General features: G+C 59.5%; 24 protein-coding genes. 10 read left to right on the forward strand and 14 right to left on the reverse strand.

Translation table 11 applies throughout. From position 1 onward, the window contains the following. Positions 1–27 precede the first annotated feature (27 nt). From uvrB to ACR0BA_RS12815, 3 genes are all read left to right on the forward strand, one after another. Positions 28–2214 (forward strand): excinuclease ABC subunit UvrB, encoded by a 2187-nt coding sequence (uvrB, locus tag ACR0BA_RS12805; protein WP_480728271.1) that lies wholly within the window; start codon positions 28–30, stop codon positions 2212–2214. A 51-nt stretch (positions 2215–2265) separates the two neighbouring features. Next, positions 2266–2865 (forward strand): hypothetical protein, encoded by a 600-nt coding sequence (locus ACR0BA_RS12810; protein WP_170452342.1) that lies wholly within the window; start codon positions 2266–2268, stop codon positions 2863–2865. Positions 2866–3082: 217 nt separating this feature from the next. Next, on the forward strand, positions 3083–3790 hold the full coding sequence (locus ACR0BA_RS12815) for an ORF6N domain-containing protein (RefSeq protein WP_480728273.1): 708 nt from the start codon (positions 3083–3085) through the stop codon (positions 3788–3790). Here ACR0BA_RS12815 and ACR0BA_RS12820 read toward each other — a convergent pair. The 4 genes from ACR0BA_RS12820 to ACR0BA_RS12835 form a co-directional block, all read right to left on the reverse strand. Then, entirely contained in the window at positions 3787–4140 is a 354-nt protein-coding gene (locus ACR0BA_RS12820; protein ID WP_005978733.1) for an MmcQ/YjbR family DNA-binding protein, read from the reverse strand. The genes ACR0BA_RS12815 and ACR0BA_RS12820 overlap by 4 nt on opposite strands. Positions 4141–4196: 56 nt before the next feature. Beyond that, positions 4197–4754, reverse strand: a complete 558-nt coding sequence (locus ACR0BA_RS12825; RefSeq protein ID WP_170367709.1) for a lysozyme — start codon at positions 4752–4754, stop codon at positions 4197–4199. Positions 4755–4781: 27 nt separating this feature from the next. Then, on the reverse strand, positions 4782–5072 hold the full coding sequence (locus ACR0BA_RS12830; RefSeq protein WP_170365278.1) for a hypothetical protein: 291 nt from the start codon (positions 5070–5072) through the stop codon (positions 4782–4784). Between the two features lie 160 nt (positions 5073–5232). Next, positions 5233–5625: an excalibur calcium-binding domain-containing protein gene (locus ACR0BA_RS12835; protein ID WP_254437126.1), complete on the reverse strand. Its 393-nt coding sequence runs from the start codon at positions 5623–5625 to the stop codon at positions 5233–5235. 119 nt (positions 5626–5744) lie between these two features. Here ACR0BA_RS12835 and ACR0BA_RS12840 point away from each other — a divergent pair, with 119 nt between their 5' ends. Beyond that, positions 5745–6254 (forward strand): HugZ family pyridoxamine 5'-phosphate oxidase, encoded by a 510-nt coding sequence (locus ACR0BA_RS12840; RefSeq protein ID WP_480637461.1) that lies wholly within the window; start codon positions 5745–5747, stop codon positions 6252–6254. On the opposite strand, the gene ACR0BA_RS12845 is transcribed toward ACR0BA_RS12840, so the two are convergent. Both ACR0BA_RS12845 and ACR0BA_RS12850 read right to left on the reverse strand, forming a co-directional pair. Continuing rightward, positions 6239–6646: a universal stress protein gene (locus ACR0BA_RS12845; protein WP_093963399.1), complete on the reverse strand. Its 408-nt coding sequence runs from the start codon at positions 6644–6646 to the stop codon at positions 6239–6241. The genes ACR0BA_RS12840 and ACR0BA_RS12845 overlap by 16 nt on opposite strands. 72 nt (positions 6647–6718) lie before the next feature. After that, the gene (locus ACR0BA_RS12850) at positions 6719–7039 is read right to left on the reverse strand and encodes an antibiotic biosynthesis monooxygenase family protein (protein WP_480728276.1); all 321 of its coding nucleotides are present in this window, start codon (positions 7037–7039) and stop codon (positions 6719–6721) included. 139 nt (positions 7040–7178) lie between these two features. On the opposite strand from ACR0BA_RS12850, the gene ACR0BA_RS12855 reads away from it, so the two are divergent. Next, entirely contained in the window at positions 7179–7844 is a 666-nt protein-coding gene (locus tag ACR0BA_RS12855) for a hypothetical protein (RefSeq protein WP_480728278.1), read from the forward strand. A 43-nt stretch (positions 7845–7887) separates the two neighbouring features. On the opposite strand, the gene ACR0BA_RS12860 is transcribed toward ACR0BA_RS12855, so the two are convergent. From ACR0BA_RS12860 to ACR0BA_RS12870, 3 genes are all read right to left on the reverse strand, one after another. Then, the gene (locus ACR0BA_RS12860) at positions 7888–10173 is read right to left on the reverse strand and encodes a glycosyl hydrolase family 28-related protein (RefSeq protein ID WP_480728280.1); all 2286 of its coding nucleotides are present in this window, start codon (positions 10171–10173) and stop codon (positions 7888–7890) included. A 142-nt stretch (positions 10174–10315) separates the two neighbouring features. Next, positions 10316–10717, reverse strand: a complete 402-nt coding sequence (locus tag ACR0BA_RS12865) for a DUF4864 domain-containing protein (protein ID WP_170436180.1) — start codon at positions 10715–10717, stop codon at positions 10316–10318. A 48-nt stretch (positions 10718–10765) separates the two neighbouring features. Continuing rightward, the gene (locus ACR0BA_RS12870) at positions 10766–12340 is read right to left on the reverse strand and encodes a lysine--tRNA ligase (RefSeq protein ID WP_480728282.1); all 1575 of its coding nucleotides are present in this window, start codon (positions 12338–12340) and stop codon (positions 10766–10768) included. A 265-nt stretch (positions 12341–12605) separates the two neighbouring features. On the opposite strand from ACR0BA_RS12870, the gene ACR0BA_RS12875 reads away from it, so the two are divergent. Further along, positions 12606–13028, forward strand: a complete 423-nt coding sequence (locus ACR0BA_RS12875) for a tellurite resistance TerB family protein (RefSeq protein WP_093963405.1) — start codon at positions 12606–12608, stop codon at positions 13026–13028. Between the two features lie 6 nt (positions 13029–13034). On the opposite strand, the gene dacB is transcribed toward ACR0BA_RS12875, so the two are convergent. The 3 genes from dacB to ACR0BA_RS12890 form a co-directional block, all read right to left on the reverse strand. Beyond that, the gene (dacB, locus tag ACR0BA_RS12880; protein WP_480728284.1) at positions 13035–14513 is read right to left on the reverse strand and encodes a D-alanyl-D-alanine carboxypeptidase/D-alanyl-D-alanine endopeptidase; all 1479 of its coding nucleotides are present in this window, start codon (positions 14511–14513) and stop codon (positions 13035–13037) included. Between the two features lie 84 nt (positions 14514–14597). Next, the gene (locus ACR0BA_RS12885) at positions 14598–15200 is read right to left on the reverse strand and encodes a nicotinate-nucleotide adenylyltransferase (protein WP_480728285.1); all 603 of its coding nucleotides are present in this window, start codon (positions 15198–15200) and stop codon (positions 14598–14600) included. Positions 15201–15232: 32 nt separating this feature from the next. Then, the gene (locus ACR0BA_RS12890; RefSeq protein ID WP_480728287.1) at positions 15233–15703 is read right to left on the reverse strand and encodes an MOSC domain-containing protein; all 471 of its coding nucleotides are present in this window, start codon (positions 15701–15703) and stop codon (positions 15233–15235) included. A gap of 136 nt (positions 15704–15839) precedes the next feature. On the opposite strand from ACR0BA_RS12890, the gene ettA reads away from it, so the two are divergent. The 4 genes from ettA (at position 15840) to ACR0BA_RS12910 (ending at position 19336) form a co-directional block, all read left to right on the forward strand. Further along, a complete protein-coding gene (gene ettA, locus ACR0BA_RS12895; RefSeq protein ID WP_480728289.1) occupies positions 15840–17507 on the forward strand; it encodes an energy-dependent translational throttle protein EttA in 1668 nt (555 codons plus the stop codon). 84 nt (positions 17508–17591) lie between these two features. Beyond that, entirely contained in the window at positions 17592–17957 is a 366-nt protein-coding gene (locus ACR0BA_RS12900) for a hypothetical protein (protein WP_480728291.1), read from the forward strand. 421 nt (positions 17958–18378) lie between these two features. Then, a complete protein-coding gene (locus ACR0BA_RS12905) occupies positions 18379–18585 on the forward strand; it encodes a cold-shock protein (protein WP_093963409.1) in 207 nt (68 codons plus the stop codon). 190 nt (positions 18586–18775) lie between these two features. Continuing rightward, positions 18776–19336, forward strand: a complete 561-nt coding sequence (locus tag ACR0BA_RS12910) for a L,D-transpeptidase (protein ID WP_170440322.1) — start codon at positions 18776–18778, stop codon at positions 19334–19336. Positions 19337–19344: 8 nt separating this feature from the next. On the opposite strand, the gene ACR0BA_RS12915 is transcribed toward ACR0BA_RS12910, so the two are convergent. Then, positions 19345–19959, reverse strand: a complete 615-nt coding sequence (locus ACR0BA_RS12915; RefSeq protein WP_170526039.1) for an SOS response-associated peptidase — start codon at positions 19957–19959, stop codon at positions 19345–19347. 3 nt (positions 19960–19962) lie between these two features. After that, entirely contained in the window at positions 19963–20604 is a 642-nt protein-coding gene (locus tag ACR0BA_RS12920; RefSeq protein WP_254437125.1) for an arylesterase, read from the reverse strand. Positions 20605–20616 lie beyond the last annotated feature (12 nt).

A 20616-nucleotide genomic window follows, 5' to 3' on the forward strand; every position in this document is an offset into this window, starting at 1 on the left:
TGTAAGAAGCCCAAGCGGAGCCTGCCGATGCCCTATGCACATTCTGACAAAACCCAGCTGACCGTCGACGATGTCCGCGCCCGCCTGAAGCTCGAGGGCGGCAAGCGGTTCGTCATGCATACGGAGTTTGCGCCGGCCGGGGATCAGCCAACGGCCATCAAGGAACTCGCCGCCGGTGTCCTGGACGGCGAGCGCGATCAGGTGCTGCTGGGTGCCACGGGCACCGGCAAGACCTTCACCATGGCCAAGGTGATCGAGGAAACCCAGCGCCCCGCCATCATCCTGGCCCCCAACAAGACGCTGGCGGCCCAGCTTTACGGCGAGTTCAAAGGCTTCTTCCCGGACAACGCGGTCGAGTATTTCGTCTCGTACTACGACTACTACCAGCCCGAAGCCTATGTGCCGCGCAGCGACACCTATATCGAGAAGGAATCGCAGATCAACGAACAGATCGACCGGATGCGCCACTCGGCCACCCGGGCGCTGCTCGAGCGTGACGACGTCATCATCGTGGCCTCGGTGTCGTGCATCTACGGCATCGGCTCGGTGGAAACCTACGGGGCGATGACGCAGGATCTGAAGGTAGGGAACGAATACGACCAGCGGCAGGTGATGGCCGATCTGGTGGCTCAGCAATACCGCCGCAACGATCAGGCCTTCCAGCGCGGCAGCTTCCGGGTGCGGGGCGATTCCCTGGAAATCTGGCCCGCCCACCTGGAAGACCGCGCGTGGAAACTCTCGTTCTTCGGCGAAGAACTTGAGGCCATCACTGAATTCGACCCCCTGACCGGCGAGCGCACTGACACGATGGAGCAGATCCGGGTCTATGCGAACTCGCACTACGTCACGCCGAAACCGACCATGCAGCAGGCAATCCTCGGCATCAAAAAGGAACTGCGCCAGCGGCTGGATCAACTGGTGGGCGAGGGTAAACTGCTGGAAGCACAGCGGCTGGAGCAGCGCACCAATTTCGACCTCGAGATGCTCGAGGCGACCGGCGTCTGCAACGGGATCGAGAACTATTCCCGCTACCTCACCGGCCGCGCACCGGGCGAGCCGCCGCCGACTCTGTTCGAATTCATCCCCGACAACGCCATCGTCTTTGCCGATGAATCCCACGTGTCCGTGCCGCAGATCGGCGGCATGTATCGCGGCGACTACCGGCGCAAGTTCACGCTGGCCGAACACGGGTTCCGACTGCCCTCCTGCATGGACAACCGTCCCCTGAAGTTCGAGGAATGGGACGCCATGCGCCCGCAGTCGGTCTTCGTCAGCGCCACCCCGGCCAAGTGGGAACTGGAGCAGACCGGCGGCGTCTTTACCGAACAGGTGATCCGCCCCACGGGTCTGCTGGACCCCGAGGTCGAAATCCGCCCCGTCGAGATGCAGGTGGACGACCTTCTGGACGAGGTGCGCAAGGTTTCGGCCAAGGGGTTCCGCACGCTGGTCACCACGCTGACCAAACGCATGGCCGAAGACCTGACCGAATACATGCACGAGCAGGGCATCAAGGTCCGCTACATGCATTCCGACATCGACACGATCGAGCGGATCGAGATCCTGCGCGACCTGCGGCTGGGTGCCTTCGACGTGCTGGTGGGCATCAACCTGCTGCGCGAGGGACTCGACATTCCCGAATGCGGGCTGGTCGCCATTCTTGACGCGGACAAAGAGGGCTTCCTGCGCTCGGAAACCTCGCTGATCCAGACCATCGGTCGCGCCGCCCGCAACGCCGAGGGCCGCGTGATCATGTATGCCGACCGCATCACCGGCAGCATGGAGCGCGCGCTGGAGGAAACCAACCGCCGCCGCGTCAAGCAGATCGCCTATAACGAGGAACACGGCATCACGCCCGAGACGGTGAAGAAGAACGTCGAGGACGTTCTGGCCGGTCTCTATGCCGGCGACGTGGACATGAACCGCGTCACCGCCACCATCGACAAACCGATGCACGGCGCCAACCTCGAGGCCCATTTGGACGGGTTGCGCGACCAGATGCGCAAGGCGGCCGAGAACCTGGAATTCGAAGAGGCTGCCCGCATCCGCGACGAGATCAAGCGGCTCGAGGCGGTCGATCTGGCCGTCGCCGACGACCCCATGGCACGGCAATGGGCGGTCGAGAAAGCCTCGGAAGACGCGGTGAAATCGCGTGGACGGTCAACGGCTGGCAGGCCGGGGCAGCGGGGTGGGAATGTGAAGCGGAGGAAGCGTTAGGAAAAAGAAGCTTCTGGTGTTAAAATAAAGCCTCTATTTTAGGAGGTTATAATGAGAAACTTGTATTTGCATCTTGCATCCTTTTTCGCTTTTTTTGCTCAAGCTTCAAATGCGGAAGAAAGTTGGATACTCACATCTTCCTTCATCAACAATTCTGAAGTTGGTGCTCTGTCGAGCAGCCTATCACTACGCAACGAAACGGCTGACGAGAGCACTGGAACTATAACTATGAATGGCACTATTGCAGACATGAGTGGTTCTGTGACACCTGTATCTGTTTCTGTTACCTCTTTCGAAGCAACAGACAATTTCTCTGCCGAAGGCGGGCAGATAGAAACAGTCGCTGGTCCTGCTGAAATTAAACGAATTGCAAACTATGTTTCCATGCCAGAACCGAAAATTACCACTTCGGTTTATAGTGTTGTTGGACTGGAAACGTCAGATGTCGGCTTTATTACCGTTCAAGATGACCCTAACCCTTTAATAATTTTAGGTCTGACTGGTGGCGCATATATGCTGATTTGCGGAGGGCTGGAAATCTATCGTGCAAAGCAAGCGTGTTCCGGAAACAGAAGTCTCGATATTGGAATTGAGTATAAAGATTTCAAGTTTGGCTGCTACATTGAATGCAAAGATCCGGATAACAACTAACCGCCAAAGGATCTTGCAAAACACCAAACGGCTAAAGTACGCGCTGCTCACACGCTGCAGCGTTTGAGCAGCGCCGCCCGGAACTTTGCAATTGTTACTGGCCTACTCCGAAGTCGCCAACGGTTTTAAAGGTGTGGGCGACAAACACTTCAACCTTGCACCCCGCTCCTCCCTCCTCCACGTTTGAAATCACAAATTGTGATTCCAAACGATTGCCATGACGGACGCCAAAAACCTGCCCTCCACGCATGAGGTCCAAAGCGCCATTCACCGGGTGCGCGGCACCCGTGTGGTGCTGGCCGAGGATCTGGCGCGGTTCTACGGAAAATCCGTCAGCGCCTTCAATCAGGCCGTCTCGCGCAACAAGGACCTGTTTGAGGGCTACCGCTTTCAGCTGACCGATGCCGAGGTGGCCGATTTGATATCACGGAATGTGATTTCAAAGCCCAAAGGCCGCGGCGGGCGGCGGGTCAACCCGTGGGTCTATACCGATTACGGCGTGGCCATCGCCTCGACCCTGTTCAAGGATCCGCGCGCGATCAAGATCACCCGGATGATCACCGAGGCCTTCGTCGATGGCGCCAACGCCCTGGCTGAAACCCCACGCAGCGCGCCCGAGATCCTGCCGCCCGAAGGCACCCCCACCCCGCTGCTGCCGAATGGCGAGCAGTTGCGGGCGCTGGCCGAAAACATCCTCGATTCCGGGCAGCAGAGCCTGGTCGATTACATCGCCAACCCCACCACCAAGCGCCAGCAGGCGGTGGCGGTGATCATGAAGACCCTTGCCGAAACCGCGGGCGAGGAAGTGCGCACCCAGCACGAGCGCCTGCGCCTGCGCATCGCTGAACGGTTGGCCGCGGGCGACTATGCCGATGACGATGACCGCAAGCGGCTGATCGAACTGCTGCAGGCGATGAAGGGCTAAAGCCCCAGTTCCGCCCGCATCTTTTTCGTCAGCTTGGCCACGACCATCTCGTAGGACGTCACGATGTGGTCGCGCAGGGACGCATCGCTCATCCCGCGTTCGTCGTAAACCTGCAGCCATTTCATGCCGCGTGAGGCCAGATAAGGCGCGGGCCGGATGCCGGGCTGATCCTGCAGCACCTCATAGGCCAGGTCGGTGGCCTTGAAGGTAAAGGCGTCCTGGCCGTCGTTCCAGCCGCAGATCGCGAACACCTTGCCACCCACCTTCCAAACATCCGCGTTGCCCCACTGCACGACGTGGCTTGTGGCCTTGAGAGAGGCGCAGAAGGTGTTGAATTCGTCTCGGGTCATGACGCCGATCCTGACGGGCCGGCAAGGATTTCGCAAGCAAGCATGACCTGTCGGGCCTAACCGAACAGGTCTTGCAGAACGTCGCCGATTTGAACCGTCGCCGCGCTGGACCAGTCTGGCCGATAGGACGGTTTTCGCACCTGGTACTCGGTTCCGGTGCCCGTGCCCGACCAGACGCCATCGAAGAACAGAGCGCGCTCCTTGCGCCGCCGTGGGCGTATTTCAGGCGGCCGCCGCCAATACATGATCGCGCGTCGAGCACCGGCCACATCCCCGGCCTTCCATCTGCGCACCCAAACGGCCCGGTCTATGGCCCCAGTGTTGTAGTGAAAGGACAAGGCCGCGCCCAACTGCGCCTCGGTCAGGGCGTGGCCGGCAAAGGCCGTTTCCACCGCAGGCAGATAGTTGGTGCGGATAGCCCACTCATACACTTCAAAACAGCGCCGCAAGGTCTGGGGGTTGTCCAGATAACGCGGCCAGACCGTGTGGCCCGAGGCCGACGTGATCCCCACACTCCAGGTCCAGACATCAACGGAATCCAGATAGGCCTCGCGCACGATCGCTTCGTGCGCGATAAGCTCGGCGGCAATACGCGGTGTGATCTTGTAAGGCATCAGGCCATCCCCGGGTGGCGGCCGATGTCACCCCTTTTCCCAATGGGCGATGACATCATACCCCATCGGCGTCGGAGGTCCTTCAAGATACTCGGCAAACTGGCCCCACAACTCGGCAACCTTGGGGGCGTTTGCGTTTGATGTCGCCTCGCTTTCGACGACCGAGATCACATAGCCGCTGCCGTCCTCGTTCATCACATTCGTAAAGCAGTGCATACCGGGCATGCCCATGATCTGATCCTTCAGATCGTTCATTCGGGCCGTAGCGGCCTCGCGGGTGCCGGGCTTCATCTTGAACTGGGTAACGCGTGCAAACATGGTTGTCCTCCCTCGCATGGGGTCCAGACCCCGAACCGCGGCAAACTGCCAGCGGACGGCATGATCCTACCACGACCTGCTCAAATCACGCAGGGACACAGGCACCGCGATCATGTGCGCGAAAAGGTTCAACCATGAAGATAGGTATCTTCCATGGCCGTCAGGGGCGGACAAATTTGGCGTTTCCGACAGCCCGCGGTTTGGGCGCCGTGCTTTGCGTGGACGCAGGTGCCTGGACCGGCACAGCCGACCGCGTCGCGGCCCGGACACTGGACTCGCATGCGATCCCGTCGCCGTCAGGGTCGTTGCGTTTGTGGTATCCAAGCTGTCCCTCGCGCATCGGTCCAAGGCCAACGGAGCGTGCCGCGTCGCAACCAGCCAGCGCCACAAGGTGCATCACGGCTTCGGTCCGCTCCAGATCCGAGGTCCGGAGATATACACCCAGCGCGATCATCCCCGTCGTCAGCGGCAGGGCCAGCACCATCAGCAGAATGCGCAGCGGGGACAGCGCATGTCGGCGCAGGGCATCAGCCTTACGCTGCCGACGTGCCAAGCGCGGATCTGGTGCGGGTTCGTTGTATACGGTTGTCTTCAGCTTCATAAACTTGGCGATACACCAACTATGTGGCAAAGCCGAGGCATCGGAATGACGCAATCCAGCGAGGGCGCCACGTGAACACTCGAAACCCATTTCAACCGGTCGACGAGACTGCGCGGGAACTGGCCCTTGATCTTATCACGCAGGCCCGTTTTGCTGCGCTTGCCGTGGTACATCCGGACAACGGACTGCCGTCGATCAGCCGCATCGCACTGGCCACCGACAGTGCTGGATGGCCGCTCACCCTGATCTCGGATCTGGCGGAGCACTCACGCGCGTTGGAGGCGAATCCGGCCTGCGCGTTGCTGATCGGCGAGCCCGCTGACAAAGGTGATCCACTGACCCATCCCCGGCTGACCCTGCACTGCACGGCGCGCCCGACCCCACGGGCGACCAAGGAGCATACCGCGCTTCGGGCACGCTACTTGTCACAGCGTCCGAAGGCCGGACTATATATCGACTTCGCGGATTTCCGTTTTGTGCGTTTCGAGATTGTTGATGGGCTTCTCAATGGCGGGTTCGGCAAAGCGTGGAAGATGACACGCGAAGACCTTTGCCCGCCATCAAATCAGCGAACGACGTGAACTGCGCAACTGGCGTGGCGCACCACATGTGTCGCGGTCGAGCCGAGCAACAGATCCTGCATCCCCGGTCGGTGCGAAGCCATGATGATCAGGTCAGGTTTGTTGGTTTCCGCCCAATCCAGAATCGTGCGCCCCGAATGTCCCTCGACCACAACGCCCTTGGCGTTCGGCAGCTTGGCAGCCAAAATGTTCAATTCATCCTGGATCGCGCGCCGCGCCTCGGTCAGGTATTCGGCCGGCATGTAAGAGATTGCGTAGTCCGGAATATGCTCGACAACATGCAACAGGGTCACTTTGGCATCTGGCGTCGCCAACAGCTTGGCCAGTTTCAGCGGCCCCGACGTGTCACGCTCGGCATCGAAGGAAATCGGGACAAGAATATTGTGATACATGGCTGGCGTCTCCTTGAGTTTCGCGTTCAGATAGCAGTAGCCAAAGTCTTCTGACCTTGATTCAGGTCAGGATCAGTCAAATGTTTCGGCCACGTCGTACATCACCGGCTCGAAGCTTTTGCATAATTCGTTGATCTTGCGGTTGCGCTCGCGCATTTCAGGCGTTCGCAGCATGGCCAGAAAGTTTTCCCGCCGCTCCCACTGCGAATAGTTCGCGATGCGGGTCTGGGCATCGTTGACATGCAGCCCGGCCGCAACAAAACCGGGCTGCTTGGAAATGAAGTTCGCATAGGCGTCGGTTAACGCTTCCAGCAGGTCCTGACAGGTTCCGGGGGTCATTTCGAAAGTGGTGATAACGGTCTGAACACTGGCGTCTTTTGATATCTTCGGCATCGGTCATCTCCCTTGTCTGACCCAAGCCTAGCACAGGTTTTTCAAACGTCTTGCCTTTCGTTGAACTGGCGCGAAAAAGTTTCCGAAAAATGAACCGAGCGCTAACCTTCCGTTAACCAAGGTTGATGATCCTGCGCAAATGGACCGCCTGATCGCCTTCCTGTGTGCAAGTCTTGTGTTTTCGACTCCGGCCTTGGCCGGGGCATGGCTTCGTGAAGAAGGCGCCTCGTTCACATCGTTGGCCCTGACGGCGTTTTCCGAGCCCGGGAAGGGCATCCGCTTCAAGTCCTCGCTCTATGGGGAATGGGGAATGCGCCCAAATCTGACGCTGGGTTTGGACGCGGAAGAGCATCAAGAACTCTACGGTCACGCCGTGGTGTTTGCGCGCCTACCGGTTGCCGAATTTTCCAACGGTGGGCGTCTGGCGGCCGAGTTGGGTGTCGGCGCGCATCACCGTGAAACCCGCGCATGGGCGATGTACAAGGCAACCCTGTCTTGGGGCAAAGGATTTCAGGCCCGATATGGCAGTGGCTGGCTGGCGGCTGATGCCGCGCTGGAGTACCGAAGCCATGACGCTCTGATCCGAAAACTGGACCTGACAGTGGGTTTGTCGTCGCACCGTCGGGTCAATCCCCTGCTCCAGATCGAAACGTCCTATGTACCTGGCCGCCCGCTCTATTGGAGCGCGCGACCCTCGGCGATGTTTCGATCGGGCAGCGGCCCCAACACCTGGATAATCGGGGTCGAGCGCAACGCCGCCCGGGACAGGCCAGGCCTGAGATTCGCGCTGTGGCGCGAGTTCTGAATGCTGCGCGCCGGCCGCCCCAAAAGCGACCGGCCGACACGGATCAGACCTCGATCCGCATGATCACCGAAACTTCACCGCTCAAGGCCTCGGACCAACGCAACTTGATCTGGTCCTGGTTCGTCCCTTGCTGCAACTGAACATAGGGGGCCGTATAGCGCAGAGTTCCAAAGGCGGTTCTCAGCCCGTCCAGCACGACGACGCTGTCACAGCTGCGGGCCTGCCCACCAAAGGGGAATGCACCATCCGAGTCCACCGTCCAGGCAGAGGCCGCCGTATTCTGTTCGTGTCGGACCCGCAGCGGGTTCGCGGTCTTGATTGTCACGTTGTGATACGTGTTGTCCGCGAACGTGACATTCACATGCCGATCAGGATTCAGATCGGCAAAAGTTGTATCAACCTTGTCCACGCGGTCGATTGACCCGTTCGCCGTTCGGAACTTGTTGCCCGTAACCGTCATTCCGTTCAGGAAATGCCCGACGCCATGCGGGCGCACAACGATATAGGCGAACCACGGGGCAACGTCACTTGAATAGAAGATGTTGTCGGTGATGCTCATGGCGCTGAAGGAATAGCCCGAGGTGTAGTCGGGTTCGGCATCGCGCTCATTGCTCCACTCGATGAGACAGTTGTCGACATAATTGTCGGCGATCGAAGAGCTGTTGTAGGCCCCGATCATTACCAAACCCGCATTGCGCACACCGTTCGACACGCTGTCGCCCTGAAAGAAATGGTTGCCCAGAACCAGGTTGTTATCTCCGCCCAGAACCGCGAAGTGGTGGAAACGAACGGCGCGGTTGTGGCGCAGCTTGACGTCGTTGGCATTGGCATTGATGGCAATCGAACTGCGGTCGGGCACGTCCAGAGACTCGTCACTGGACAGGAACTGACAACCGTCGATCAACATGCCTTGGCACCCCACCCCGATCGAAGTGATGCCGCGGTCCAACGGACGGCTGACAAAGCAGTTTTTCAAAACGAACGTGTTCCCGCCCGGCGACAGGCGGATCGCGCTGCAGCGCCCGTTGCATTGAAACTCGATGTCTTCCATGGCGAATTTCTGGAGCGCACTGAAGCCCGAGAAATCCAACATGTACTTGAAAGCAACGAACGTGAATGTCTGCGTGCCAGCCGCATCATAGATAGGTGCGTTCAAGGTGATCTCACCGGCACCTTCATCCTTGGACCGAACATAGATCTCACGTCCAACGCCGCTGCCCTGAACCAACGACCCGAGCGGGATATTGGCCACGTTGGCCACACCGGACAACTTGTAGGGATCCGCCGGATCGTATGTTGCGACAGAGGTAAAGGTCTCGGTGTCCCATGAGGCGCTGCTCTTGACGTCGAACTGCCCGTTGCGGATCACGCGGCGAGTGGAGTAGCTGCCGCGATTGGGTACGGCGGCCTGCATGTCGATCGGCTCGGACACCGAGATCTTGCGGCCGCCCAGGTCCAGCGATTCATGATCCGAGTTGTTCAACAGCGCCTGAAACGCCTTTTTGAAGGCCAGGGCTTCATCGCCGAAGGCGGAGATGTAAGTCGGCAGATCGAAATTCTTGGTCAGAAGAAGCATCTTGTCATCAGGCATCGTGACCGTGCCCTCAAAGTCGACCTCCGCGTCCAGCCCAACATCCTGTGCCAGGTGGTAGGTTCCCTGCGGCACATAGATGCGGCGACCTCCCGCGGCTTGGTCTGCCGCCTCGAACGCGGCCGAGTCGTCGGCCACACCATCTCCTAACGCGCCATAGTCCCGCACGTCCACAAGGCTGATCATGTCGCGCAAGAAGACCCCGGTGACATCGGTAATTTCGATATCATCAATCCGAACGAGCGCGCCGTTTGCCCCCTCGATATCGAGGCCGAAATGCCCGTATAGCGCCGAAATGCCCCAAGGCATGTCCACGCCCGGCCGCTGTCCAATCCCGACGATGGCGGTGACCTCGTGCACCACGCCATAGCCCGACAGCTGGATGGCCGGGCCCTGTTCGGTCAGTCCGGAAAGGTGCACGTCGCCGGCCCCTCCGGCCCATCCAGCGATCCGGACCTGCGGCAATGGCCCGCTGATCGCTTTGACCCGCGCCTTGATCTGCAAATAGCAGCCCGGCAGAAGCGGCGTCTGCCCCATGTACCGCAGTTGCTGCGTGGCATTGACCTTCAATATCTCAAGACAACCGCCAAACTCCGCATCTGCAGGCACGAACACTCCCGTTCCAGACCCGTCATAGGTCGGTGAGCCCGGAGTGCCATCGCCGCTGGACCACACATCCAGACCATTCGCGAATTGCGGCGGCGTGAAAACGATTCCGTCGGTGATTGCCTTGTTCATTGAATACCCTTTCCCAAACGCGCCCACTCTTCAGGCTATGGCGCATGCCAGATTTCGGATCCGGAAGCCGCCCGGACACGCTGGTCTGAGTATCGAAAAGGGATTAACCGTCGCTCATATCATCGTGACGGTGGGTGTTGCGTCAGGCGGATGGGTCGGAGTTGCCAAGCAGTTGCACCCCGTTGATCTTCCAGCCGTTTTCCAGCTGGACCATCTGATAGTCCAGGATGTGAACCCGGCCGTTCGCATCCACCACCATCACTTTCTGCCACCAGAACCCTGAGATCTGCCGCAATTCCAGAAATCGGATCTCAGCTGGGCGCCAGACCATTGGATAGCCGTTGCGCACCATCGCGCCAAAATTCTCGGGCGTGCGGAACATTGTCTGGATGTTGGGGCTGGCGAAGGTGAAGGCCGTGGCGAAGTCATCGGCCTTGAAGGCTTCAATCTGCGCCGCGATATTGGCTTCGATGTCGCCACTTTGGGCAACTGCGGCTGTTGCCAGACCGGCGCTCAGGGAAACTGCAAGCAAAAGTTGACGCATGGGGCCACCTCCTGCCGGAAAGGTAGCCCCATGCAGTATGTGGTCAAATCAGGCCAGGTCTCCGGCCAGGGCCTTGTCGATCAGTGCAATCGTTTCGGGGACGCCATAAAGGGCGATGAACCCGCCGAACCGAGGGCCTTGGCTGGCGCCCAACAACACCTCGTAAAGGGCTGTGAACCAGCCGCGCATCGGGTCAAAGCGCTCACGGCCGATGGAATAGACCACCGATTGCAGAGCTTCGTCCTCGACCGGACCGTCATAGGCTTCAAGCGCCGACTTCAGGGCCTCAAGCGCCTCGCGCTCTTGCTCCGTCGGCGCCCGATGCTTGCGGGTCGGTTTCACGAAGTCGTTGAAGTAGCGCACTGCAAAACCGGCGGCCTTGTCGAGGTCCGGGTGGCTTTCGGCCGTGGCTTCGGGCGCATAGCGGCGGATGAAGCCCCACAGCGTCTCTTTGTCTTCGGCACCTGAAACCGACGCGAGGTTCAACAGCATTGCAAAGGGTACGATCAAAGTCGATTCCGGCACGTCACCGCCGTGAATGTGCCAGACCGGGTTGTTCAACTGAGCCTTCAGGTCCTGCCCGGGGTAGGCACGCAACTGCTGATGGTATTCATCATATGCCTTCGGGATGACGTCAAAATGCATCCGCTTTGCCGTCTTCGGCTTTTGATACATGAAATAGGCCAGACTCTCGGTCGGCGCATAGGTCAGCCACTCGTCGATCGAAACTCCGTTTCCGGACGACTTCGAGATTTTCTGCCCGTTTTCATCGAGGAACAGCTCATACGAGAAATGCTCGGGCGCACGGCCGCCCAGCGCCCGGCAGATCGCGTCATAGATCTTTTCGTTGGTCGCATGTTCCTTGCCATACATCTCGAAGTCGACGCCCAACGCCGCCCAGCGCGCTCCGAAATCCGGCTTCCACTGCAACTTCACATTGCCGCCGGTCACGGGCAGCGTCCACTCCTTGCCGTCTTCATCATCAAAGGTGACCGTGTAGGTCTCGGCGCACACCTTCTTCATCGGGACATAGAGGACCCGGCCCGTTTCCGGATGGATCGGCAGGAAGATCGAATAGGTCTGCTGACGCTCCTCGCGCAGGCTTTTCAGCATGATGGCCATGATGTCGTCATAACGTTCGACTGCACGCTTCAGGATTTCGTCGAACTGACCCGAACGATAAAAGTCGCGCGCCGAATAGAACTCGTATTCGAACCCGAACGTATCAAGGAACCGACGCAGCATGGCGTTGTTGTGTTCACCAAAGCTGGGATACTCGCCGAACGGATCAGGGACCGAAGTCAGCGGCTGCTGCAGATAGGCTTCAAGGGCCGCTGGGTTCGGCACGTTGCTGGGAACCTTGCGCATCCCGTCCAGATCATCCGAAAAGCAGATCAGCTTGGTGGGAATGTCCGACAGGGCCTCGAAGGCGCGCTTGACCATCGTGGTCCGTGCCACCTCACCGAAAGTGCCGATATGCGGCAGGCCCGACGGGCCATATCCCGTTTCGAACAGAACGAAGCCCTTTTCCGGTGGAGACTTCTGATAGCGTTTGAGCAACCGGCGCGCCTCTTCGAAAGGCCAGGCCTTTGACGTCATGGCGGTTTCACGCAGTTCAGACATTTCGTTCGTTCTCCATCGGGAAATCAGCGACGGTCGCTCAATGCGACCGACCGGCATCTCCTATTGTGCAGATGCAGCGTGAGTCAATGACCGCAGGCGAGAAACGCCGCCCCTGCTACGATTTCAGACGGTTGCTCGTGACCAGGAACACAGAAAATTCTGATCAGGACACAAGCAGACATCGGTATGTATTGGAAAACAAGATATTGAACCCTTTGCCACACCTCAATAACGTGCGGCACGATACCAATCGCAGGACGTTCCCATGACCCAACCCGTTTCCCACCCGATGTCGCCGCAGGATTGCCTTGTGGCGATCATGGTGGCCGTTTCAGCCTCGGACGAGAACATCCGCACCGTCGAACTGGTCAAGATTGAGACAGCCGTGAACATGCTGCCTGTGTTTGCCGACTACGATATCGACCGTATGCGCCGGGTTTCGCAGATCGTGTTTGACCTGTTCGAGCAGGAAGACGGTCTGGACGCACTGTTTGGTCTGATCCGGGACAACCTGCCTGAGCGGTTGAACGAAACGGCCTATGCTCTGGCCTGCGATGTCGCCGCCGCCGATGGCTCGCTCGCCGAGACCGAACTGCGGCTGCTGGAAGAGATCCGATATGAGCTGGAGATCGATCGGCTGCACGCCGCAGCGATCGAGCGCGGCGCACGGGCGCGTCACACCGTCTGATTGGAGTCAGCTGCCGTAAAGCGCGCCCCAGCGCTCGATGAGGGCCTGCTGCAGTTTGCGAGACCTGCGATTCCAGCTGCGCGCGCCTTCAGGGCGTTCGCGGCTTTCACGCGCGATGGTCGCCCGATGCGGAAGATCGGCAGTGAATATCGCAAAGGCCAGTTCTGATCCTCCGGCGGTGGTCAAATACCCGCCCAGGCCAGACACAAAGTTCAGGGTTCCGGTCTTGGCGTCCACCTTGATCGGGTGCCCTCGGATCCGCTGGCCTTTGGCGTCGATCAGGGTAAACGGCTTCAACAAATGCCGCAGCGTTGCATGCTGCTGTGCGGCCACCAGAACCTTGACCAGACCAGAAGGAACCATTCGCGAAGCATCACCCAACCCCGAATGATCCACCATCGCAATACCGGACGCGCCATAGGTCTGAGCCGACCAGCGATTCATCTCATCCGCAGACTCTGCCAGTGTTTGCGGCCGCCTACCCCGCGCAACGGTCGCAGCCAGCCCCACCATCTCGGCCGTCAGGTTGGTCGAATATTTCAGCATCCCTTTCACGATGCTGGTCAATTCATCGCTTTGATGCGTGACCAGAACGGTGCCGCTGGGGACCTCGCGCGTGACTTGAACCCGCCCCAGGACGATGCCGTTGACCCGGGCCAGAGTGCGGAACACATCTCCGGCATACAAACCCGGTTTGCGCACGGGCAACCACCTGGCGCCGCCGCTGCCCAGCGCGCCCTTGGCAACTGTCCAGCGGTCCTGCCGCGCGCTGGGTTGATAACTGTAGACCGGAAGGTTGCGATTTTCGATCCGCATCGCGGCCATGTCCACCGACGGCGTATAACTGGCGCTGCGTGCGTCCATGGTCACGTCATAGCTGGACCCTTGGCGTTTCCACTCGAAATGCACACGGTTGAAGTTCAGCGAAATTCCACTGATCGCAGGACTATAGCCCACATGATCAGGCTGACCGGGGTCTATGCTGAATACATAGGGCAATGCGCCGCTGTACACTTTGAACGCACCCCGAACCTCGGTCAGTCCGGCCTTGCGCAGGTTGGCGGCCATCGTGGCCAGAGCATCGGTATCCAATACCGGATCGCCGCCTCCGACCAGTATCAGATCACCCTTGAGGATCCCGTTTTCAATCGGACCATCTGCGATCAGCTTTGTTTCGAACCGATGGTCCGGGCCCAGAACGTCCAGCGCGTAAAGCGCGGTCAGGGCTTTGGCGACACTGGCCGGCGGCAAGCCGCGGGCCCCGCCGAATTCCTCCAGTTGCGCGCCGGTTTTCACGTCGGCCACGGCGAAGACCACTTCGCCCTTCAATCGCGCCGCCTGAATGATGCGTTCGGCACCGCTCAACTCGGCGCCACGGGCAACAGGCCGCAATGAGACCGTTGGCGCCCCGGCAAGACCCGCGGTGGGGATCAGAAGCGAACCGGCGCCGGCCAGAAAGAAACGTCTCGAAATACGATCAGTCATGGGTCAAATAAAATCCCAGAGATCACAGGCAAACAACCATGCAACTGAATTATGTGCCCATCGGGGCTGTTCAGGCAACACCTGTCAGGTCCAGCCGCCTTTAGAGCGTATCTGAGTCGAGCTGACATCGACCATCGGCACGTTCACGAAACACCAGGCCGGCGCATCGGCCCGCCCCAAAAGATGCCGCGCCGTTCCGTCAATACGGTATTTGGAATAAACACGCGCCGCCGGTGACATGCGCGCCGAAATCCGATCTCCAGGGCGCGCCACCACGCCCACAGGAACGGTGTCCATGATCAACCGCCAGTCCTTCCATTTGTGAAACTGGGACAAGTTGTCAGCCCCCATCAGCCAAACGAACCGAACCTGCGGATAGAGCCGCCGCAGTGCAGCAAGTGTGTCAGCCGTGGCGCGGGTGCCGGTCAGATCCTCTATGTCAGTCACCTCAACCTTGGGATGCTGCATGATGGACCGTGCAGCCTCAACTCGCTGATCGATCGGAGCCGGGCCGCGAGACTTCAGCGGGTTCCCCGGCGACACCAACCACCAGACCCGATCCAACCCAAAAGCCTTCATCGCCTCCAGTGTAACGTGCACATGCCCCTGATGCGGCGGATCGAACGATCCCCCGAACAGTCCCACGACCTGACCGGGCCGCGCATATGGTATCGCGCTTCGCAACATCCCCTGCTGTAGTCCAGAACTCACCGGCCTTGTCAATCAACAGGTTGCACAGCATCGCCCAAACCGACCGCCCCGGATCGCACCACTTCGGCACACCAGCCGCCATGCCCACGCACGGCAGAGTACCCCCCGTTGCCCAACGCCTCTTCCATCCTGCTGCAAGGCGCGCAGATAACCGTGATCCGCAAAATGGCGGTGCCGACCTGAACCTCGCGCCCTTTGAGAGCGCCCAAATTGATGCCGGAAACCACCAGATTGCGCCGCAGCACGTCCGGCGTGACTGGGCCTTGTCCCAAATAGCTGCCGATCGCGGCAAGATGCTCGTTCTGAATCAGGGTCACCGCACGCTTCCCTGGGCGACTGCGATCGCCCTCAACCCCGTCTTCCCGGATCATGGCCTGACCCAGCGCGATCATGTCCAATCGTCGCCCCGGTCTGACGCCGATCCAATCGATCCGTCCGGCCTTGGCCCAACCCGATACCAATTGCACAAGTTCCGGCATTGCCAACATCCTTCCCAGTCCGGTCAGGCCGGCGCATAAGGCCAGCCAGAAATTCGCCAAAGCACCAGCTTGCCCCGCCCGTCCCGCTTGGCTATCAAGCGGGTCAACCTGAATTCCCCGACCCAGAGGACGCGACATGGCCGCCTATCAATATGTCTACCACATGCAGGGTGTCTCAAAGACCTATCCCGGTGGCAAGAAGTGCTTTGAAAACATTCACCTGAGCTTTCTGCCCGGCGTAAAGATCGGTGTCGTCGGCGTGAACGGCGCCGGTAAGTCGACCCTGATGAAGATCATGGCCGGCCTCGATACCGATTTCACAGGCGAGGCGTGGGCCGCCGAGGGCGCAAAGGTCGGCTATCTGCCACAGGAACCTCAGTTGGACGAATCCCTGACCGTCCGTGAAAACGTCATGCTGGGCGTGGCCGAGAAAAAGGCCAAGGTCGACCGTTTCAACGAGATCGCGATGGAGATTGCCGAGAACTACTCGGACGAGTTGATGGAAGAGATGACCGCCCTGCAGGACGCGATCGACGCGGAAAACCTGTGGGACCTCGACAGCCAGATCGACGTTTCGATGGAGGCGCTGCGCTGCCCGCCGGACGATGCCAACATCGGCAACCTCTCGGGCGGCGAGAAACGCCGCGTGGCGCTCTGCAAGCTGCTGCTGGAAGCGCCCGACATGCTGCTCTTGGACGAACCGACCAACCACCTGGACGCCGAGACCATCGCCTGGCTGCAACAGCACCTGATCGACTACAAGGGCACGATCCTGATCGTCACGCACGACCGCTACTTCCTGGATGACATCACCGGCTGGATCCTCGAGTTGGACCGCGGCCGTGGCATCCCGTACGAGGGCAACTATTCCTCGTGGCTGGAGCAGAAAGCCAAGCGGCTTGAGCAGGAAGCCCGCGAGGACAAATCCAAGCAGAAGACCCTGCAACGCGAACTGGAATGGATGCGTCAGGGTCAAAAGGCCCGTCAGGCCAAATCCAAGGCCCGGATCAACGCCTACAACGAGTTGGCGGAACAGTCCGAGCGCGAGAAGCTGACCCGCGCCCAGATCGTCATCCCCAACGGCCCGCGCCTGGGCAGCAAGGTGATCGAGGTCAACGGTCTGGCCAAGCATATGGGCGACAAGCAACTGATCGAGAACCTGTCCTTCAGCCTGCCGCCGGGCGGCATCGTCGGTGTGATCGGCCCCAACGGCGCCGGTAAATCGACCCTGTTCAAAATGCTCACCGGCCAGGAAAAACCTGATGCCGGCACCATCGAATACGGCGACACGGTGCAACTGTCCTATGTCGATCAGTCGCGCGACGACCTCAACGACAACGACTCCGTGTGGGAGGCGATCACCGGCGGCGCCGAGATCATCCAACTGGGTGACGCGCAGGTCAATTCCCGCGCCTATTGCTCGTCCTTCAACTTCAAGGGCGGCGACCAGCAGAAGAAGGTCTCGCTGCTGTCAGGGGGTGAGCGCAACCGCGTCCACATGGCCCGCCTGTTGAAAGAGGGCGGCAACGTCCTGCTGCTGGACGAACCGACCAACGACCTGGACGTCGAAACCCTGCGTGCGCTGGAAGACGCGCTGGTCGATTTCGCCGGCTGCGCCGTGGTCATCTCGCACGACCGTTTCTTCCTCGACCGGATCTGTACGCACATCCTGGCCTTCGAAGGTGATGCGCATGTGGAATGGTTCGAGGGCAACTTCGAAGACTACGAAGAAGACAAGAAGCGCCGCCTGGGACCGGACGCGCTGGAACCCAAGCGCCTGAAGCATAAGAAGTTTGCGCGATAACACTCCTGACACATCTCCGGATGGATAGTGTGGGCAGAAATCAGCCCATACTATCAACGGGATGATGGACAGTTGGAGAACGGTATGGCGGAAGCGCTACCGTTGCTTGGTTTCTTTATGATCGCAAGCACTTCGGTGTGGTTGTCTTCGCTGATCTTGGCGTCTGTGTTTCCATTCTTCAACTTCAAGAAAGAGTATGCCGAGTATCTGTTGAGGGTAAGCGGCGCACCGCCCACCCGTCTTCGTCTGCTTCTGACGGTTTACGGGGCTAACAGCTATTTCTTTAAGATTGATTGGGGGTACGAGTCACCTGCACCGGGTGCACTCAAGACCACTCCAAATCGCAACCTTTTTCGCGTGCTCCTCCTGGCGCTTGCGACCTTGATTTTTACCGTGTTCCTTTGGGTCGCTGCATTCGCGATTTTCAACTTCATCTCGGCACTCATTTAGAAAACGACATCCCGGCATCTGGGTGATTGCTTGTGCCGATCCAGGCTTTCGGGCGTCCTAATGCCATTGAATGGAGTCGGCTATCAGACAGGTGACCGATCCTCTTTCTTAGTTGTGCGGCTGCTGGCCTCGCGCCCGTTCGGCCCGCGAAGGGCGCGATAATCTGACAACAAAAAAGCCCGAGGCAGGTTCGAATTCAGTTCGGCGGATTTACGTTCAAAACGCCCGCTGGCCCCTGAAAGCACAACACATTCTGCCCAACTGACCCTTGCCATATGGCCCTCTCAGTGCCATATGCAAAGAGCTTACGTTATTCTACTTCGACCTACTGTCTCCGTTTTCGGCGTTCAGTCTATCGATCCAGACAACGACGCCGGGCTGCCGCAATTCCGTGGGCAGCACTAATACAGGAGATACGGATATGCCCGCAGGCACCGTAAAATGGTTCAACACCACCAAAGGTTTCGGCTTCATCGCACCCGAAGAGGGCGGCAAAGACGTGTTCGTGCACATTTCGTCCGTCGAACGTTCGGGCTTGACTGGTCTGGCCGACAACCAGAAAGTCACCTATGAACTGCGCGCTGGTCGCGACGGTCGCGAAAGCGCCGACAACATCGAACTGGCCTAAACCAGGTCTCTGGGGGCGACGGATGGCCGTCGCCCCCATTTTTTTGCCCGGTTTCTGATCGCGCTTTCCAGACCCGGTGGGGCAGGAAAACCACATCACTTTCCGGTGAAACCCGCGCGGGAATTGACCGGATCGGCTATTCTGAACAGACTGCTACCCTGTTTTCTTTGTTGATTAGCCGAGTATTGCCATGTTCTCACGCCGCAATTTTCTGATCTCCGCTGCCGCTATCAGCGCCGTGCCTGGCACGGCCCACGCGCAGAAGAAGCCGGTCGAGTACGACCCGACTCCGCAAATCGTTCGGATCAAGAAGCAGTTTTTGCCCGGGCAATTGTTGGTCGCGCCACGTTCGTTCTACCTGTATTTCGTGACCGAGCCCCGCAAAGCCATCCGTTATGGCTGTGGCGTCGGCAAGGCCGGGCTGGAATTTACCGGAACTGCGACGATCGACGTGAAAAAGGAATGGCCCACCTGGCGCCCGACCGAAGAGATGATCGAGCGGGACCCCGTTGCCTATGCCAAATTCAAGGACAATGACTATGTCCAGCCCGGTGGAGGAGACAACCCGCTGGGCGCCCGTGCCCTGTATCTGTTTCAGAATGGCGTCGACACGTATTTCCGCATCCATGGAACGACCCAGCCGCAGACCATCGGACGAGCCGTGTCGAACGGGTGCATCAGAATGCTGAATGAGCACGTGATCGACCTGTACAACCGCGTCCCGATCGGAACGGTCGTCACCGTCGTCTAAGGCAGCGGTCAAGGTCCCGACCAATCCACCCCTTCGGCTTTTTCAATCTTCAGTCTTCCGTTTGGCCACGGGACACAAAGGCTTGCCGCTTGCCTGTCCGATCCGTTCAGCCAGGTCCGGACGTCTTCGGGCCGCAACAGGACACCCATGCGGTGGTGGATCGGCCGCAGATCATCGTTCGGCTCGCAGGTCACAGCAGCGAACTGATCGACATGCTGACCACCGGGCGCGATCCATCTGTCCGTAATCGCGGCAAACAACAATGGGATTCCGTCGGCGGATTCAATCCGCCACGCGGTTTTGCGGCGCTTTTCGCCGGTCCACTCGTACCAGCCATCAACCGGAACAACCGCGCGACCGACACCTAGAAAAGCAGATTTGTCAAAAACCGTTTCCGACCGCGCATTGATGATCGTTTCCATGACCGGCCGCCCCCGGGCATTGACGCGCCCTACGGGGATCATGCCCCACCGCATGGGCCCGACGCCTTCAGCAGTCAGAACGATCACTTCCTGACCGGGTTGTATGTTCTGGCGCGGCTGTTCATCCGGCCAAGCAGTTTCTCGACCCAGGAATTCGGAAATCTGGGAAAACGGCCGCGTCAGAAAGAACCGCCCGGGCACGGTTTACGGCCGCTGTTTTGCGGCGGCGATCAGATCAAGGACAGCAGGTCCAAGATCATCCACGATCAGCGCAACGCCGCGCGCATTGGGATGAATCCCGTCTGGTTGCATGTAGGTCTGCACGGCTCCGGGGTCGCCACCCGCCTGCAACCCGGAAAAAAAGCTGGGGGAATAAAGTGTGCCGAACTGGGTGGCCAAATCCGGATACATCGCATCAAACGCCTGTTTGTAGTCCGCGCCATAATTGCCCGGAGCCTGCATGCCGATCAGCAGAACCGGAACCTTGGCCGTTTGCGCCTCGGTCAGAATTTTTTCCAGATTCGACTTCGAGACCGCCGGGTCGATCCCACGAAGAACGTCGTTTCCGCCCAGCGCCACGATCATCCCGTCCACCTCTGGTGTCAGGGTCCAGCCCACACGCGCCGCACCACCGGCCGTTGTGTCCCCGGAAACACCGGCGTTGATTATCTTCACCTCGACGCCTTGCGCATCCAGCCACCGGTTCAGTTGAGGGACGAACCCATCCTTCTCAACAAGGCCGTAGCCTTGAGTCAGCGAGTCTCCGAGAGCGGCCAGGACCACCGGCTCGGCTGTGGCAGCAATGCCGCAGAGCGACAACAGCCCCGCCGCCAGAGCCTTGCGCAAATTCCTGACCGC

The organism is Ruegeria sp. CI5 (genome assembly GCF_056536885.1).